This is a genomic window from Inquilinus sp. 2KB_23, assembly GCF_052115705.1.
In the GTDB taxonomy this organism is placed as follows: Bacteria; Pseudomonadota; Alphaproteobacteria; order DSM-16000; family Inquilinaceae; genus Inquilinus; species Inquilinus ginsengisoli_A.
On sequence record NZ_JBFRHF010000019.1, the window covers coordinates 86,768 to 103,200 of the forward strand.

A 16,433-nucleotide genomic window follows, 5' to 3' on the forward strand; every position below is an offset into this window, starting at 1 on the left:
CCAGGGGACCGTGCCACCGGATTGCCACGCTCCCGCGGCGCTCCGCAATGACGATGTCACGCGGGAGGCCCTGGGATGACTTGCCGCACCCGGCGGAATGACGTATCGGTTTCCGTGATGGTGCCCCGAGGACGACCTCCGAGGGGATTAAAAGGGAACACGGTGCGGACGACCCAATCAGGGGCCTAGACCGTGGCTGCCCCCGCAACTGTAAGCGGAGAGTCTGCCGCCATCGACGACCACTGGGCCACCGGGCGACCGGAGGCTTGGGAAGGTCGGCGGCAGACCACGACCCGCGAGCCAGGAGACCTGCCATCATCGTAGGGGTTCCATTGACCGGGCGGGGTGCCCGGAGGCGGAGATGATGGTGTCCAGGATCGTCTCATGGCGACGCGTCGCCGGCCCTGCCGCGTGCAGGCCGGGGCAACGCGTGCCCATGCCTTCGGCCGACGCGGCCCGTTTCACCATTGAACGCAAGGCATAGGAGACAGGGACATGACGTCCAACCCGTCCATCACCATCGGTACCGGCGCCAAGGCAGCGCCGCGCAGCCGCACCGCCGTCCCCGCCCTGCTCGCCGCCCTGTTGGGGGTGGTGCTGGTCTGGGGCGTCGGCTTCTCGCATGCCGAGGCCTTCCACAACGCCGCGCACGACACCCGGCATTCGAACGCGTTCCCCTGCCACTGAGGAGTCGGCAATGGCCGCGTTCCGCAGCTTCTTCCTGGTGGCAGCGCTGGCCGGGCTGATCGCCGGCGCCTTCATCACCATCGTCCACCAGTTCGGCACGGTGCCGATCATCCTGCATGCCGAGGTGTTCGAGAAGGCCGGCGAGGACGCCGCCGCCCCCGCCATGTCGATGGCCGCGCCCGCCGCGACCACGGCGGCCGCCGAGCACGATCATGAGCACGGGGCCGCGGCCTGGGAGCCGCAGGACGGCTTCGAGCGCACCGCCTACACGCTGCTGGCCGACGTGCTGACCGGCATTGGCTTCGCCCTGCTGCTGGTCGCGGCCTATGCCGTGCATGGCGGCGAGATCGACTGGCGCCGTGGCCTGTTCTGGGGCCTGGCCGGCTTCGCCACCTTCACCCTGGCGCCCGGCCTGGGCCTGCCGCCGGAGGTGCCCGGCACCGAGGCGGCGCCGCTGTTCGACCGCCAGGTCTGGTGGGTGGCCACGGCGCTGGCGACCGGCGGCGGGCTGGCGCTGATCTTCCTGACCCGCAGCGCCCTGTGGAGCCTGGCCGGCATCGTCCTGCTGGTGCTGCCGCACGCCTATGGCGCGCCGCAGCCGGCCGAGTTCAAGTCGGTGGCGCCGGAATCCCTGACCCATGACTTCATCGTCGCGGCGGTGATCACCAGCCTGCTGTTCTGGGCCGTGCTGGGGTCGCTGACCGGCTTGTTGTACCAACGCTTCCGGCCGGCGGCATAACCGCCGAACCTCATATCGGCTGTCTGAATTCCTGACCTGTCATCCCGTGCGCGCTGCGGCACGCAGTGCTGCGGCGCAGACACGGGATCTCGGCACGACCTCGAAGAGATCCCGGGTCAGCAGCGCATCACTTCGTGCTGCGCGGCGCCCGGGATGACGACGAGTCGATGTTTGCGGGATTGGTATCAGTTCTGCTTCATGCCGCCGACCAGCGTTGTGATGTTATACCGAAACATCTTCGCATAAGTCGAAGCCGGGCCGTCCTCGGTCGACAGCGCCTCGGCATAGAGCTCGCCGCCCATCTGCGCGCCGGAGGCCTTGGCCACCTGCTGCACCAGCCGGGGGTCGGTCGCGTTCTCGATGAACACCGCCTTGATGTGCTCGTGCTTGATCTGGTCGATCAGCTTGGCCACGTCGCCGGCCGAGGCCTCGCTCTCGGTGGAGAAGCCGACCGGGGCCCGGAACTCGATGCCGTAGGCGGCGCCGAGATAGCCGAAGGCGTCATGGCTGGTGATGACCTTGCGCTTGGCCTCGGGGATGGTCGCGACCTCGCGCCGGGCCCAGCCGTCGAGGTCCTTCAGCTCGGCCTCGTATTTGGCGCCGTTGGCCTGGTAGGCCGCGGCATGGGCCGGGTCGGCGGCCGCCAGCGCCTTGGTCACGTTCTGGGCATAGACCACGCCGTTCGCCGCGCTGTTCCAGGCATGCGGGTCGGTGATCTCCTTGCCGTCATCCTCCATCCGGCGGGTGACGATGCCGTCCGAGGCGACGATGATCTTGCCCTTGTAGCCCGAGGCGGTGATCAGCCGGTCCATCCAGCCTTCGAGGTCGAGGCCGCTGACGATGACCACGTCGGCCTTGGCCAGGGCCTGGGCGTCCTGCGGCGTCGGCTCGTAGACATGCGGGTCGCCGTTGGGGCCGACCAGGCTGCGGACCGCGACGGTGTCGCCGCCGACCTGGTGGACGATGTCGGCCAGCACGGTGAAGCTGGCGACGACGTTGAGCGTCTTGTCCTGCGCCCAGGCGGGCAGCGCGCAGGCAGCAAGAGACAGGCCCAGAAGGCCGGCACGAAACAGGGTCTTCATGCAATGGCTCCGATTAGGACACGAGGTCAGCGCGCGTAATGCGCGGTCGGCAGGTATCGGGCCCGCAGGCTGTCATGCGTCCCGAAGATCAACGACAGCACGTAGAGCGCCCCGGCCGTCAGCACGATGCTGGGCCCGGAGGGCAGGTTGCCGTGATAGGAGAACAGGAGGCCGGAATAGCCGGACAAGAGGGCCAGGCCGGCCGAACAGGCGAACAGCGACCACAGCGACCGGGCCCAGAACCGCGCCGCCGCCGCCGGCAGCATCATCAGCCCGACCACCATCAGCGTGCCCAGCGCCTGGAAGCCGCCGACCAGGTTGAGCACCACCAGCATCAGGAAGGCGAAATGCACCGCCGCCCCGATGCCGCCGACCATGCGGAGGTAGCCGGGGTCGAAGCATTCGACCACCAGCGGCCGGTACAGGAGCGCCAGCGCGATCAGGGTGACGGTGGCGATCCCCGCCATCAGCAGCAGCGCCGCGTCGTCGACCGCCAGGATGGTGCCGAACAGCACATGCATCAGGTCGACATTGCTGCCGCGGGTCGAGACGATCAGCACGCCGGCGGCCAGCGCGATCAGGTAGAAGGCGGCGAAGGCGGCGTCCTCGCGCAGCGCCGTGACCCGGGTGACGGCGCCGGCCATCAGCGCCACCAGCAGGCCGGCGACCAGCCCGCCCAGCCCCATCGCCCACAGCGACAGGCCGGAGATCAGGAAGCCGACCGCGGCGCCCGGCAGCACCGCATGCGACATGGCATCGCCCACCAGGCTCATCCGCCGCAGCACCAGCAGCACACCGACCGGGCCGCAGCCCAGCGACAGCGCCATGCAGGCGATCAGCGCCCGCTTCATGAAGTCGTATTCGAGGAAGGGCTGTACCAGGAAGGTCCAGGGATCGGTCACGCCGCGCTCCGATGGCAGGCTTCGCCACGATCGGACCAGGCTTCCGCCATGGCGCGGGCGCGCAGCAGGTTCTCGGCGCACAGCACGTCTCCGGTCAGGCCCCAGCCGATCGGGTCGCGGGCCAGCAGCAGGGTGTGCGAGCAGAACTCGCGCACCTGATCGAGGTCGTGCAGCACGGTGATCACCGTGCGCCCCTCGCCATGCCAGCGCCGCACCACGTCGACCAGGTCGCGGGTGGTCTTGGTGTCGAGCGCGGTGAAGGGCTCGTCGAGCAGGATCACCCGCCCGTCCTGCAGCAGCAGCCGGGCGAACAGCACGCGCTGGAACTGGCCGGCGGACAGGCTGCCGATCGGCCGGCCCTCGAAGCCGCCGAGGCCGACCGCCTCCAGCGCCTCTTCGGCCCGCCGGCGCAGCGCCTTGGTCACGCCGCCGAACAGCCCGGTCTGGGCCCAGCCGCCGAGCAGCACGGTGTCGGCCACCGAGATCGGGAAGCTGCGGTCGATCTCCGCCAGCTGCGGCAGGTAGGCGACATCGCGCCGGCGCAGGCCGCCGCGGTCGACATGGCCGGACAGCGGGGTCAGCAGGCCGGCGATGGTCTTCAGCAGGGTCGACTTGCCGGCGCCGTTCGGCCCGACGATGGCGGTCAGCGTGCCCGGCTCGAAGCTGCCGTCGACATGGTGCACGGCCGGGTGCCGCTCATAGCCGGCGGTCAGGTTGGCAAGGCGGATGCGGCCGGTGGCGCCGGAGGGGCTCATCACGTTCATCCCAGCCAGCCCAGCGCCCAGGCCACGGCGAGCCACAGCACGGCGATCAGGCCGAAGGCGACGACCAGCCGCAGCCCGACCGGCGCGGCCAGGGCCGACGGTCCGATCTCCCCCGCCCGGCGGGCAGTGTGGGCGGGGTGGGAATGCAACAGGGTCATGGATCGGCCGATGCGGTGAGGCAGGTACGGCACCATAGCGCCCGGGCGGCGCGGCACCATTGACGTTAACGTATAACATCTTTGCAAGATCGCAAAGCGTCGGCCGAAGGGATGCCGACCAAAGGACTAGGTCGGGTTCGCCCTCGCGAACCCAGCCTACGTGTCAGTCTCCCTGCCGGCCGGGCAGATCCGCGATGCGATAGATCCAAGGCACGGCCGAACCGCACCAGGACTGCCGCTTCGGCACCAACTGTTCGCGCTGCCGGATGCTGCCCCAACGGATACCCCATTCCTCGGCATCGGCCCCCTCGCCGGTGACGAAGAGCGGGGACCCGCATTCCGGGCAAAAGGACTGGAGCCGGCGGCGGCCGCCGTCGCCGATCTTGACGTAGACCTTGGGCTGATGCGCGGTCAGCCGGATCCGGTCGCGCGGCGCGGTCACCGTGACCCGGAAGGCGGAGCCGGTCAGCACCTGGCAATCGGTGCAGTGGCAGACCCCTACCTGTTCTGGCTCGATCTCGGCCTCGTATCGGACATGGCCGCAATGGCACTGGCCGTCGATTAGCATGGCGCCGCACCTCCCCCGCCAGCCTATCGCCGCGCGGGCCGGCGGGCCAGCGGCGACGGCGCCAAGCGGCGCAGCACCAGGTGCTTCAGCGCCGGCGGGATGTGCCCGGGCGACGGCCAGTCGACGGCGAGGCCCTGGGCGACGCATTCGGCCGCGATCTGCCGCCCGTTCTCGTAGCGCAGCTGGCCCAGGCGCGGCAGCGAGTCGGCGCGGCGGTGGTCGAAGGGGCGGCCCGACAGGGCCTCGCGGAAGCCGCGGTGGAAGTCCGGATGGGCCAGGACGCGCCGCGCCTCGGGCCAATGCCGGGCGCGCCTTGTGGCGACGTCGGAGGCGTCGAGGGCCGTGGCGCCGGTCATGGCTGCAGGTCGACCAGGGCGGCCCGGCCGCCGGCATCGCCGGCCGCCAGCCAGCGGCCGTCGGCGGAGAAGGCCAGGGCCTCGATCGCGGCGCCGTTGGGCCGGAGCACGGGGACGTAGCCGTTGCCGTCGAGCGGCATCAGCGCGACGAAGCCGTCCTTGGCGCCGGCGGCCACGACCGGCAGCAGCGGATGGGCGGCGACGCGGGTGATCGGCGTGCCGCGGGCCCAGCCGGCCTCGCTCGCCGTGCCGCCCATCGGCCCGTCCCGCCCAGTGAAGCGCCAGGACACCACGCCTTCGGAGCCGGAGGTCACCAGCGCCCGCCCGCCATCGGCCCAGGCCATCGAGCGCGGCTTGGCCGGATAGCCCGGCATCTGCATGTGGACGCCGTCCGACAGGCGCCAGGCGTGCAGCGCCTTCTCCTGCAACGCCGAGACGATGAAGCGCGAGCGCGGATGCCAGGTCACGCCGAGATGCGCCCCCTGCCAGGCGTAGAGCCTGGACGGCCAGGCGCGCTTGCGCGGCGACCACACGGTGACGCCGCCGTAATGGGCCGCGGCGACGCGCCGGCCGCGCGGGTCGAAGGCGGCACCGTCGATCACGGCCGGCCCCTGCAGGCGGGTGATCTCCGCGCCCTCGGCGTCGAACACCAGCACGTCCCGGCCGGCGGTGCAGAGACGGCGCCCGGTCGCCGGGGCGGCGTCCACGGCGGCGATCCAGCGGCCCGGCACCGCCGCGATCCCGGACACCGCCCCATCGCGGTCGATACGGCAGAGCCGGCCGTCATCGCCGCCGCTGAGAAAGCCGCCGGCAATGTCCGGGCACAGCGCCAGGACGGCGCCACCATGCGCCGGCACGGTGATAACCATCTCAGGTGCCTCGATGTCGATCAGGCGGACCGTGCCGTCGCCCAGGCCGAAGGCGTGGTGGCGGCCGGCGAAGGCGGCCACCACCACCGGCGCCGGCCAGGCCCGGACGATGCCTTTTTCCTCCGCCAGGGCCCGCGGCGGCAGCAGCAGGCTCATCGGGCGACGCAGTCCTCGAAGCTGGCGCGCAGCCCGGCGGCGTCGAGGTTGCGGCCGATCAGCACCAGCCGGCTCTCGCGCGGCTGACCGGGCCGCCAGGCCGGGGCGAAATCGCCCTCCTGCAGCATGTGCACGCCCTGGAATACGAAGGGCCGGCTCGCCTCGGCGAAGTCGAGGATGCCCTTGCTGCGCAGGATGTCGGCGCCGCGGACCGCCAGCAGCATGCCGATCCATTCGATGAAGCGTCGCCCGTCGAGCGGCCGGTCCGACCGGAAGGACAGGCTGCCGACGCCCTGGTCATGCTCGTGGTGATGGGCGCGGCCGTCGAGCAGGTCGGGGGCGAGCGCCAGCAGCCGGTCGAGGTCGAAGGCGCCGGCGCCCATCAGCGCGCCGAGGTCGACGTCGCAGCGCCGGGTCTGAATGACACGCGCCACCGGGTTGATGGCGCGGATCCGCGCCTCGACCACCGCCAGGCCGGTCGCATCCGCCAGGTCGGTCTTGTTCAGCAGGATGGTGTCGGCGAAGGCCACCTGCTCCTCCGCCTCGTCGCTGTCGTCGAGCCGCGCCTCGATGTTGCGGGCATCGACCACGGTGACGATCGAATCGAGGGCGGCGCGCTCGCGCACCTCGTCATCGACCAGGAAGGTCTGGGCCACCGGCGCCGGGTCGGCCAGGCCGGTGGTCTCGATCAGGATGCCGTCGAAGCCGTCGGCGCGCTTCATCAGCCCGCCGATGATCCGGATCAGGTCGCCGCGCACCGAACAGCAGAGGCAGCCATTGTTCATGGCGAACACCTCCTCATCCGCGCCGACCACGAGGTCGCCGTCGATGCCGATCTCGCCGAACTCGTTGACGATCACGGCGTAGCGCTTGCCGTGCGCCTCGGAGAGGATGCGGTTCAGCAGCGTGGTCTTGCCGGCGCCGAGGGTGCCGGTCAGGACGGTGACGGGGATGCGGGGCATGGGCGGGCTTCGGGTTCCGGACGGGATAACTGTTACTATATAACATATTGGAAAGACGCAAGCCTGTCGCCTGATCCCCGGCCGGATGCTATGGACAAGGCGCGCCATGCGGACCCGGCCGCCGGCAGCGTGCCCCAGAATCGCCCAGATTCTTCGCGAGGCACGGTGTCCGGAGGCCGACTCCGCCGTTTCGCAGCCGAGGATCGACATGCCCGTTGCCGCCCCGTCCCGCCGTGCCTTCCTGTGCGGTTGCGCCGCAAGCCTGTCGCTGGCCCTGGTCCGGCCGGCCCGGGCGGAGGGCGAGGATGCGCCGCCCGCGCTGGGCTTCCGCCAGCTGGCCGACGGCGTCTGGCTGCACACCAGCTGGGGCAAGACCCCGCAGGGCTGGGTGCCGTCCAACGGCCTCGCCCTGATCGGGCCCGAGGAGGTGCTGCTGATCGACGCCGCCTGGACGCCGGCGCAGACCGTGGCCCTGCTGGCCCAGGTGGCGCAGACCGCCCCCAACCGGCCGATCAACCTGCTGGTCACCCACGCCCATGACGACCGCCTGAGCGGCCTCGCGGCGGTGCATGCCCGCGGCGGCTGGTCGATGGCCCGGGACGAGACGGTGAAGGAGGCCGAGGGCGCCGGCACCATCCAGCGCAGCTGGAGCGGCGAGTCGACCACCCTCACCGGCGGCGGCCGGCCGGTGGAGCTGTTCTATCCCGGCCCGGCGCACACCCGCGACAACACCGTGGCCTTCCTGGCGGACAGCGCCGTGCTGTTCGGCGGCTGCATGATCCGGGGCGTCGAGCAGGGCAACCTGGGCAACACCGACGAGTCCGACATCTGCCGCTGGCCGCAATCGGTCGAGGCGGTCATCGGCCGCTACGGCAAGGCGGCGAAGATCGTGGTGCCGGGCCATGGCGAGGTCGGCGACGCCGAACTCCTGGCCCACACCCGGACCCTGGCGAGGGCCGAGGCGGCGAAGAGCTGCCACCCGGCCGGCTGAACGGCGCCCAAGATCTCCGGGACGCCGGCTGGGTCAGACGCGACCCAGGAACTCGATCACCCGCCTGGTGAGCAGCGCGGTCGCATCCGCGTCGTAGGACGGCAGCGAATTGTCGGCGAAGTAGTGCTGGTCGCCGGGATACAGGAAAAGCTCGGCATCCTCGGCCTTCTCCACGATCTCACGGGCGGCGTCGACGTCGCCCTCGCCGACGAAGATCGGGTCGTTGTCCATGCCGTGGATCTGGACCGGGACCCCGTCCGGCCAAGGTCCGAAGGCCCACTCGCCGCTGATCGGCAGGCAGGAGTAGAAGAGCAGCGCTCCACGGGCCCCGGGCCGCGTCTGCGCGAGCTTCTGCGCCGGCAGCACGCCGAATGAGAACCCGGCATAGACGAGCTCGGAAGACAGTCCGTCGGCAACCCGGACGCCGCGTTCCCGCGCCTCGTCGAATCCGATTTCACGAATATGGGCGAGCCCCTCCTCGATGCTCCGGAACGTGCGTCCGTCAAACAGGTCCGGCGTGTGCACGGTGTGGCCGGCGGCCCGAAGGTCTTCGGCGAACGCACGCACACCGGGGGTCAGCCCCTGTGCATGGTGGAACAACAGGACCTCGGCCATGGGAACCTCCGGGTCTGATGGTTGGACATGCAAGCGATCACCTTACGGCGTCGGCCCCCTCGCCGGGAAGGGCGCGCCAACCCACCCACTCGACGCCGGGTTCAGTCCGCGGCGGGGGCCTGGCGGGCGGCGCAGTCGCGGCAGCGGCCGAGGATCTCGATGGTGCGGCTGTCGGCGACGAAGCCGATGCGCTGGGTCCAGGCCTCGATCAGCTGGTCGACCGCGGGGTCGGTGATCTCCTCCACCCGGCCGCAGTCGCGGCAGATGGCGAATTGCGCGGGCTGGTGGTGATGGTGGTCCGGCCCGCCGCATACCACATAGGCGTTGAGCGATTCGATCCGGTGCACCAGGCCGCGGTCGAGCAGCCCCTTCAGCGCCCGATACACCACCGGCGGCGCGGTGATGCCGTCATCCTTCATCTCGCGCAGGATGTCGTAGGCGCTGGCCGGCTCGGCGCTGGCGCGGACCAGGTCGAGCACCCGCTCCTGCCAATGCGACAGCCCGGCCCGAGGCGGCCGACCGCGCTTCGCGGTCGTCTTCGGCGCCACGGCGGCCTTGCTCTTCGACGCCATCGGCATGTCTTCCACCTGTCGTCCCATGTCCGATTGATAGCATGCGCGCGCGGGGCGGACCAAACCCTTGCACAGCGGCTATTTGGACAATCCGGCCGGGAACGCAAGGGCTTGCGGTCCGGCCGCCGAAGCCCAACCATCGACGAGCGGGCTGGCCCGCCGTCGGGCTGGATGGGCTGCATAACCGGCGATCTTGAAACCGACCGGTCACCCCCCATCTCCTTAAACAAGAGGGATGCTTGAAGGTCCCTCCCCCACAGGCGCCGGGCGACCGGGCCACCTCAGCCGGAGGTTCCGGCAGCTCGCTCGTCAGGAGGAGTGACCATGACGCGGGTTTCGCTGTTCAACAGCCCGCTCCTGCTCGGTTTCGAGCAGTTCGAGCGAACGCTCGATCGGATCGGCAAAGTGCCGAACGACGGGTATCCGCCCTACAACATCGAGCAGATCGGCGACGATCAGCTGCGAATTACCCTGGCGGTCGCCGGGTTCAGCGACGCCGACCTGTCGGTGCAGATCGAGGACAACCAGCTGGTGGTCCGCGGCAAGCAGTCCGACGAGAAGGAGCGCGTGTTCCTGCACCGCGGCATCGCCGCCCGCCAGTTCCAGCGCGCCTTCGTGCTGGCCGAGGGCATCGAGGTGACCGGGGCTTCGCTCGACAACGGGCTGCTCAACGTCGACCTCCGCCGCCCGCTGCCGGAGACCAAGGTCCGGACCATCGCGATCAAGCCCGCGGCATCCAAGGCCAACGGCAAGACCACCATTGACGTCGCCAGCGACGTCAATGCGTGAAGCTGAACCGAAACCCGTGGTGATGACCATGAACACACATGCCATTCCGACCCTGAACCAGATGTCGCCGACGGATTTCGCGGCGCTGGGCCTGAACCAGATCGCCTTCGTCAAGCGGGCGGTGGTCGAGGGCGAAGCGGTCTTCGCCGTGCACGGCGCCGACGGCACCCCGCTGACCGTGGTCAAGGACCGCGACGTCGCCTTCGCGGTGATCCGCCAGAACGACATGGAGCCGGTCAGCGCCCACTGACCCCGCCGCTCCCTCGCATGAGCTGAACGCGAAAGCCCCGCCGACCGGCGGGGCTTTTGTCGTTCAGGAGCGCGTCGGGAGACGCGGGCTCACAGATGCGGGTTTCGGGTGCGGTAGCGTTCCACCAGGGCGGCGTTGCGGTCCTTCGACCCCGGCATGTTCGAACTGATATAGGCCGGCGCCACCTCGCCCGACTGGGCCAGCCGGGCCACCGTCTCGGTCAGCACCGCGTTCCAGATCGCCGCACCCAGCACGGTCGAGATCGGGCCGACGATCAGCCCCTCGGCCGCGGTCACCGAGGCGTCGCCGGGCGGACCCTGGTTGTCGATGGCGATGTCGGCGATCTCGGCCAGGGTCTCGCGGCCGGCCGCCGCGGCCTTGGAATAGGCGATCGACGTGACCGCCACCACCCGGGCGCCCCGGGCCTTGCCGTAGCGCGCGGCTTCCACCGGCACCGCGTTGACCCCGCTGTTGGAGTAGACGAACAGGGTGTCGCCCGGCCCGATCGGGTAGCGGCTGAGCAGCGGGTCGGCCAGGCCGGTCATCCGCTCCAGCACGCCGCTGACCACGGCGCCTTCATGCAGCATCACCGAGGAGGCCAGGATCGGCACCACGCAGGCCAGGCCACCGGCGCGGAAATGCCCCTCCTCCGCCATCAGGTGGGAATGGCCGGTGCCGAAGATGTAGATCAGCCCGTCGCGGCGGATGGTCTCGACGCAGGCCTCGGCCGCGGCGCCGATCGCGGCGCCCTGGGTCGCGGTCAGGGCGGCGATGCGGTCGGCGATGCCGGCGAGATAGGCGGAGGCACCGGAAAGAGCAGGGGCGGTCATGAGTCCGTCGTGTCTGGAGGGGAGAGCCGCGCCCGCATCTTGTAGCGGTCGCCGCGATAGGCGGAGCGGACGAATTCGATGACATGGCCGGCGGAATCGGCTGTCCGCCGGGTCAGCACCAGCACCGGCGCGGTCAGCGGGATGTCGAGCGCGCTGGCGGTCATGGCGTCCGGCAGGTCGGCCTCGACCGTCTGTTCCGCCTGCCAGGGCACCAGCCCGTAGTCGCGGCGCAGCACCTCGTACAGCGAGGCGGTGCTGAAATCGTGCTTGTCGAGGATGCCGGGCACCAGCGCCGCGGGCAGCCAGCTGATCTCGAACGCCATCGGCACCGCATCGGCCAGGCGGACGCGTTCCAGCAGGACCACCGGGTCCCCTTCCGCGATGCCCAGCGCCTCGCGCGCCTCGCCCGCCGCCGGCACCACGGTCTGGCGCAGGATCACGCTGGCGGCGCGGCGGCCCAGCCGGGCCATGTCTTCGCTGAAGCCGCTCAACCGCTGCAGCCGCTGGTCGATCTTGGGCCGGGCGACGAAGCAGCCGCGGCCGATCCGGCTTTCGATCAGCCCGGCATCGGTCAGGCTCTTGAAGGCCTGGCGCACGGTCATCCGGCTGATGCCGAGCTGGTCGGCCAGGTCGCGCTCGGACGGCAGCCGGTCGCCCACGGCGAAGCCGCCGTCGCGGATCCGGTCGGCGAGGTCCTGGGCGATCTTCTGGTAGATCGGCTTGTCGGAAGAGGTCGGCTCTAGGTCGGTCATGATGGGCCCTGGTGGTCTAGACCACGTTTGGCATGATGGAGGCCGATCCCGACCCCGTCAAGAAAGGTCGGACGTTCCGCTCGGCAGTGTCATCCGCAGCAGCGCGTCACGATGCGCGGCGTAGCGGCGGAAGGCGGCGTCGTAGCGCGGTCGCAGCGCCGGATCGGGGCGATGCGACCGCCGGATGACGCGGGTCCGGCGCGAGGCCTCGCCGACCGAGGGATACCATCCGATGCCGGTCGCGGCCAGCAGCGCCGCGCCGCGGGCGCCGTGTTCGGTGCCTGCGGGAATCTCGACCGGCAGGTCCAGCACATCGGCGATCATCTGCGACCAGAAGGCGCTGCGCCCGCCGCCGCCGGACAGCAGCACCGTCTCCGGCCGCGCGTCCATGGCCTCGAAGCAGTCGCGGATGGCGAAGGCCAGCCCTTCGTACACGGCACGCACCAGCTCGGTCTGGCCGTGCGACGGCGCCAGCCCGGCGAACTGCGCCCGCGCCGTGGCCGAGACCGCCGGGGCGATGATCCCGACCTCGCTGAGATAGGGCAGATAGACCGCCCCGCCCGCGCCGGGAGCGGCCGCCATGGCCAGCGCCTCCAGCGCCGCATAGGGGTCAGGCACCGCGGCCAGGTCGGGGCACAGGCTGCGCAGGCACCAGTCGAGATTGCTGGTGCCGGCGACATTGACCATGCAGCGCAGCCACATCCGGTCCGGCAGGCTGAACAGTAGGCCGAGATCCGGCGGCGTGAAGGATGGCGAGGGCAGCACGATGCCGTTCAGGCAGGTGGTGCCGAGAATGGTGCAAGCCGATCCCGGGGCCAGCCCGCCCGAGCCGATGACGCTGGCGGCGACGTCGCCGGCACCGGTGACGACCGGGGTGCCGGGCCGCAGCCCGGTCTCCGCCGCCGCGGCCGCCGTCACGGTTCCGGCGATCGCCTCGCAGGGCAGCACCGGCGGCAGCAGCCGGCGGTGGGGCTGCAGGCCGAACAGGTCGAGGATGGCGTCGCTGCGACCCTGGGCCAGGGCGCTGCCCGGCGCCACCGCGGCCTCGGTCGGGTCGGTGGCGCGCTGGCCGGTCAGGCGGAAGCGCAGGAAGTCCTTGCAGCCGAACACGCAGTCCGCCCGCGCCATCGCCTCGGGCTCATGGTCCAACAGCCAGCGCAGCACCGGCAGGGTGCAGCCCTGCTGCATCACCGAGCCGGACGACGCGAAGATGCGGGACAGGAAATGCGGGTCGCGGTCCTGCATCGCCTCGATCCAGGGCTGGCTGCGGCCGTCGTCCCACAGGATGCCCGGCCGCACCGGCCGGCCATCGGCATCGATCACCCAGGCGCCGACCATGGCGCCGGAGACCCCGATGGCGGCGACGTCGCGGCCCTCGGCCCCGGCCAGGACCTCGCGGATCACGGCGACGGTTGCCGACCACGCGGCCTCGGGGTCGCTCTCTGACCAGGATGGTGAAGGATGCGCCACCAGGGTGCGCCGGGCCGCGGCGGCGACCTGGCGGCCGTCGCGCCCGAACAGCGCGGCCTTGATGACCGAGGTGCCGGCGTCGAGGCCGAGCAGGAGCGGCGGCATGGCGGACCTGCGCACGAGGACCGCCCGCCCAGCGGAGCGGGCGGCCGGGGATCAGGCGGCGTTCACCGCCTCGGTCTGGGACAGCAGCGCGTAGATCGCGTCGGCGCTCTGGCAGCCGCGCAGCTTCTCGCATAGGCCTTCGTCGCGCAGCATCCGGCTGATGCGGGCCAGCGCCTTGAGATGGTCCGCCCCCGCCCCTTCCGGGGCCAGCAGCAGGAACACCAGGTCGACCGGCTGCTCGTCGACCGCGTCGAAGTCGATCGGCCGCTCCAACCGGGCGAAGGCGCCGAACACGCCGGGCAGGTTGGGCAGCTTGCCGTGCGGGATGGCGATGCCGCGGCCGACGCCGGTCGACCCCAGCCGCTCACGCTCGAGCAGCACGTCGAAGACGAAGCGCTCGTGCTGGCCGGTCAGTTCGGCGGCGCGGCGGGCCAGGTCCTGCAGCGCCTGCTTCTTGCTGGCAGCCTTCAGACTGGCGAGAATCGCCTCGGGGCGAAGAAAATCGATCATGTCGGATTCGGACGCGCCGCCGTCAGGCGGCGGCGTCCTCGGTCCCCTTCGGGTCGACCCAGCCGATGTTGCCGTCGGGTCGGCGGAACACCATGTTGAGCCGCCCCAGTGCCTGGTTGCGGAACATCAGCGCCGGCAGGTCGCCGAGATCGAGGCGCATCACCGCCTGCAGCACGGTCAGGCTTTCGATCGTGGTCGACACGTCGGCGATCACGATCGGCTGCGTCGGCTCGTCGCCCTCGTGCAGCTCCTCGGATTCGGCCTCCAGGATGTAGGCCTGGGCGGCGAGGCCCGGCTGGCCGTCGCCATTGTGGTGGTCGCGCAGGCGGCGCTTGTAGCGGCGCAGGCGCTTGGCCAGCTTGTTCGCCGCGGCGTCGAAGGCGTGATACGGGCTCTCGGCCTCCGCATTGCTCTGCAGGAGGATGTTGCGGCCGACATGGACCGACAGATCGCTCCGGATCAGATGCGCGTTGCGGGAAAAGACGACGTTGGCCTCGATCGCGTTGTTGAAGTACTTCGCGGTCGTGCTGGTGAGGGCGTCGCTGACGTGGGTGCGCAGGGCGTCACCGACATCGATCTGCTTGCCTCGGACGGTCAGTTGCATGGCTGTCGCTTCACTGCTGCACGATGGGAAAACGGCGCCCAAAAAAGAACCGGGCGGCCGTGGGGGGCCGCCTTTGCGCGGCGACCATAGGGATGGGGCACCTTTCTGTCAACGAAGGGGGCCCGGCCCTGGGCTGCGGACGAGGACGGGGGAGCGCTCATCGGCTCAAACCCTTCTCGCGTCGTCTCTGGACGGAGGATGGTATCCGCATCCCCTCACGGTACTTGGCGACGGTCCTGCGCGCAATGTCGATCCCCTCCTTGCGCAGGATTTCGACGATGCGGTCGTCCGACAGCACACCATCCGCCGGCTCGGCATCGATCATGGTGCGGATGCGGTGGCGCACCGCCTCGGCCGAATGGGCGTCGCCGCCATCGGCCCCCTGGATCGCCTGGGTGAAGAAGTACTTCAGTTCGAACGCCCCGCGCGGCGTCGCCATCACCTTGTTGGTGGTCACCCGGCTGATCGTGCTCTCATGCATGTCGACCGCCTCGGCGACGTCCTTCAGCGTCAGCGGCCGCAGGTGCTGGACGCCGAGGACGAAGAACGCGTCCTGCCGGCGCACGATCTCGGACGCCACCTTGAGGATGGTGTTGGCGCGCTGGTCGAGGGCGCGGACCAGCCAGTTGGCGTCGGCCAGGCAGGTGCCAACATAGTCGCGGTCGACCTTGCTGCGGGTGCCTCGGGTGATCTCGGCGTGGTAGCGGCGGTTGACCAGCACCCGCGGCAGCGTCTCGGCGTTCAGCTCGATCAGCCAGCTGCCGTCCTGCTGCGGCCGCATCAGGATGTCGGGGATCAGCGTCTGCGCGATCTCGTGGTCGAAGGCGGCACCGGGCTTAGGGTCGAGGGCGCGGATCTCGGCGATCATGTCGGCGAGGTCCTCGGCGTCGACGCCGCACAGCCGCATCACCGCCGCCAGGTCGCGCCGTGCCAGCAGGTCGAGATTGTCCAATAGTGCCTGCATCGCCGGGTCGAGCCGGTTGCGTTCGGCCAGCTGGATGGCCAGGCACTCCGCCAGGCTGCGGGCGAACACGCCGGGCGGGTCCAGCCGCTGGCAGCGGCGCAGCACCGCCTCGACCCGCGCGGGCGGGCAGCCGAAGGCGGCCGCGATCTCCTCGACCGGCACGCCGAGATAGCCGGTGTCCTCCAGCAGGTCGGCCAGCCGCGCCGCGATCAGCCGGTCGGCCGGCCCGGCGAACTCGATCGCGATCTGGCTCAGCAGATGGTCGCGCAGGCTCGGCCGCTCCGGCAGCGTCTCGTCCAGCCCGGGCAGGTCGTCGGCGAAGTCCATGCGGCCGCGGCCGGCGCCGGCGAACTGCGCCTCGCCGCCGTAATCGTCGTTGCGGTCGGTGGAGCTGGAACCGGTGAACAGGTTGCTCCAGTCGGTGTCGAGCGGCGCGTCGGCCGACACCATGGCCGGCGGCTCCGGCGCGGTCAGGGCGACATCGGCCGCCACCGTCCGCCCGGACCCGGGATCAGGGGGCTCGGCGTCGTTGCGGTCGCCGGTGCTGTCGCCGTCATCCCCGCGCTCGCCGTCTTCCCGTTCCAGGAGCGGATTGCGCTCGAGTTCGCCCTCGACGAAGGCGGAGAGCTCGATGTTGGAGAGCTGCAGCAGCTTGATCGATTGCTGCAGCTGCGGCGTCATGACCAGCGCCTGGCTCTGCCTGAGCCCCAAGCGTTGCGAAATGGCCATGGTCGCCCG

General features: G+C 70.8%; 21 protein-coding genes and 1 riboswitch. Of the genes, 5 read left to right on the forward strand and 16 right to left on the reverse strand.

Annotated features, from left to right (window positions below):
- The first annotated feature begins 101 nt into the window (after positions 1-101).
- A riboswitch (cobalamin riboswitch) is annotated at positions 102-331 on the forward strand.
- 164 nt (positions 332-495) lie between these two features.
- Complete coding sequence (locus AB4112_RS23245) at positions 496-687, forward strand: CbtB domain-containing protein (RefSeq protein ID WP_309793987.1); 192 nt, start codon at positions 496-498, stop codon at positions 685-687.
- A gap of 10 nt (positions 688-697) precedes the next feature.
- Complete coding sequence (locus tag AB4112_RS23250; RefSeq protein WP_309793986.1) at positions 698-1,426, forward strand: CbtA family protein; 729 nt, start codon at positions 698-700, stop codon at positions 1,424-1,426.
- Positions 1,427-1,611: 185 nt separating this feature from the next.
- On the opposite strand, the gene AB4112_RS23255 is transcribed toward AB4112_RS23250, so the two are convergent.
- The 8 genes from AB4112_RS23255 to AB4112_RS23290 form a co-directional block, all read right to left on the reverse strand.
- Entirely contained in the window at positions 1,612-2,508 is an 897-nt protein-coding gene (locus AB4112_RS23255) for a metal ABC transporter substrate-binding protein (protein WP_309793985.1), read from the reverse strand.
- Positions 2,509-2,534: 26 nt separating this feature from the next.
- Entirely contained in the window at positions 2,535-3,410 is an 876-nt protein-coding gene (locus tag AB4112_RS23260; RefSeq protein ID WP_441723307.1) for a metal ABC transporter permease, read from the reverse strand.
- Positions 3,407-4,165 carry a metal ABC transporter ATP-binding protein gene (locus AB4112_RS23265; protein WP_374710609.1) on the reverse strand — a complete coding sequence of 253 codons (759 nt, stop codon included), beginning with the start codon at positions 4,163-4,165 and terminating at the stop codon, positions 3,407-3,409. The genes AB4112_RS23260 and AB4112_RS23265 overlap by 4 nt, the downstream gene beginning before the upstream one ends.
- 5 nt (positions 4,166-4,170) lie before the next feature.
- The gene (locus AB4112_RS23270) at positions 4,171-4,332 is read right to left on the reverse strand and encodes a hypothetical protein (protein WP_309793983.1); all 162 of its coding nucleotides are present in this window, start codon (positions 4,330-4,332) and stop codon (positions 4,171-4,173) included.
- 163 nt (positions 4,333-4,495) lie between these two features.
- Entirely contained in the window at positions 4,496-4,900 is a 405-nt protein-coding gene (locus AB4112_RS23275) for a GFA family protein (protein ID WP_309793982.1), read from the reverse strand.
- Positions 4,901-4,923: 23 nt separating this feature from the next.
- Positions 4,924-5,256 carry a hypothetical protein gene (locus AB4112_RS23280; protein ID WP_441723310.1) on the reverse strand — a complete coding sequence of 111 codons (333 nt, stop codon included), beginning with the start codon at positions 5,254-5,256 and terminating at the stop codon, positions 4,924-4,926.
- Positions 5,253-6,281, reverse strand: a complete 1,029-nt coding sequence (locus AB4112_RS23285) for a WD40 repeat domain-containing protein (RefSeq protein ID WP_441723312.1) — start codon at positions 6,279-6,281, stop codon at positions 5,253-5,255. The genes AB4112_RS23280 and AB4112_RS23285 overlap by 4 nt, the downstream gene beginning before the upstream one ends.
- The gene (locus tag AB4112_RS23290; RefSeq protein ID WP_441723314.1) at positions 6,278-7,243 is read right to left on the reverse strand and encodes a CobW family GTP-binding protein; all 966 of its coding nucleotides are present in this window, start codon (positions 7,241-7,243) and stop codon (positions 6,278-6,280) included. The genes AB4112_RS23285 and AB4112_RS23290 overlap by 4 nt, the downstream gene beginning before the upstream one ends.
- Positions 7,244-7,451: 208 nt before the next feature.
- On the opposite strand from AB4112_RS23290, the gene bla reads away from it, so the two are divergent.
- Positions 7,452-8,234 (forward strand): subclass B1 metallo-beta-lactamase, encoded by a 783-nt coding sequence (bla, locus tag AB4112_RS23295; RefSeq protein WP_441723316.1) that lies wholly within the window; start codon positions 7,452-7,454, stop codon positions 8,232-8,234.
- A 33-nt stretch (positions 8,235-8,267) separates the two neighbouring features.
- Here the strand turns inward: bla and AB4112_RS23300 are convergent, their stop codons facing one another.
- Together AB4112_RS23300 and AB4112_RS23305 are read right to left on the reverse strand one after the other, a co-directional pair.
- Positions 8,268-8,882: a dienelactone hydrolase family protein gene (locus AB4112_RS23300; protein WP_309793977.1), complete on the reverse strand. Its 615-nt coding sequence runs from the start codon at positions 8,880-8,882 to the stop codon at positions 8,268-8,270.
- 68 nt (positions 8,883-8,950) lie between these two features.
- Positions 8,951-9,421, reverse strand: a complete 471-nt coding sequence (locus tag AB4112_RS23305) for a Fur family transcriptional regulator (RefSeq protein WP_441723318.1) — start codon at positions 9,419-9,421, stop codon at positions 8,951-8,953.
- Positions 9,422-9,745: 324 nt separating this feature from the next.
- Between AB4112_RS23305 and AB4112_RS23310 the strand changes: the two genes are divergently transcribed.
- Together AB4112_RS23310 and AB4112_RS23315 are read left to right on the forward strand one after the other, a co-directional pair.
- Complete coding sequence (locus AB4112_RS23310; RefSeq protein ID WP_309793975.1) at positions 9,746-10,210, forward strand: Hsp20 family protein; 465 nt, start codon at positions 9,746-9,748, stop codon at positions 10,208-10,210.
- A 28-nt stretch (positions 10,211-10,238) separates the two neighbouring features.
- A complete protein-coding gene (locus AB4112_RS23315) occupies positions 10,239-10,460 on the forward strand; it encodes a DUF1150 family protein (protein WP_309793974.1) in 222 nt (73 codons plus the stop codon).
- A gap of 89 nt (positions 10,461-10,549) precedes the next feature.
- Here the strand turns inward: AB4112_RS23315 and AB4112_RS23320 are convergent, their stop codons facing one another.
- From AB4112_RS23320 to rpoN, 6 genes are all read right to left on the reverse strand, one after another.
- Positions 10,550-11,290 (reverse strand): SIS domain-containing protein, encoded by a 741-nt coding sequence (locus AB4112_RS23320; protein WP_309793973.1) that lies wholly within the window; start codon positions 11,288-11,290, stop codon positions 10,550-10,552.
- On the reverse strand, positions 11,287-12,042 hold the full coding sequence (locus AB4112_RS23325; protein ID WP_309793972.1) for a GntR family transcriptional regulator: 756 nt from the start codon (positions 12,040-12,042) through the stop codon (positions 11,287-11,289). Before AB4112_RS23325 ends, AB4112_RS23320 begins: the two co-directional genes overlap by 4 nt.
- Positions 12,043-12,099: 57 nt before the next feature.
- Entirely contained in the window at positions 12,100-13,617 is a 1,518-nt protein-coding gene (locus AB4112_RS23330; RefSeq protein ID WP_441723322.1) for an FGGY family carbohydrate kinase, read from the reverse strand.
- Positions 13,618-13,668: 51 nt separating this feature from the next.
- On the reverse strand, positions 13,669-14,127 hold the full coding sequence (ptsN, locus tag AB4112_RS23335; RefSeq protein WP_441723324.1) for a PTS IIA-like nitrogen regulatory protein PtsN: 459 nt from the start codon (positions 14,125-14,127) through the stop codon (positions 13,669-13,671).
- 22 nt (positions 14,128-14,149) lie between these two features.
- Positions 14,150-14,731: a ribosome hibernation-promoting factor, HPF/YfiA family gene (hpf, locus tag AB4112_RS23340; RefSeq protein ID WP_441723326.1), complete on the reverse strand. Its 582-nt coding sequence runs from the start codon at positions 14,729-14,731 to the stop codon at positions 14,150-14,152.
- A 157-nt stretch (positions 14,732-14,888) separates the two neighbouring features.
- Positions 14,889-16,424, reverse strand: a complete 1,536-nt coding sequence (gene rpoN / locus AB4112_RS23345; protein ID WP_309793968.1) for an RNA polymerase factor sigma-54 — start codon at positions 16,422-16,424, stop codon at positions 14,889-14,891.
- Positions 16,425-16,433 lie beyond the last annotated feature (9 nt).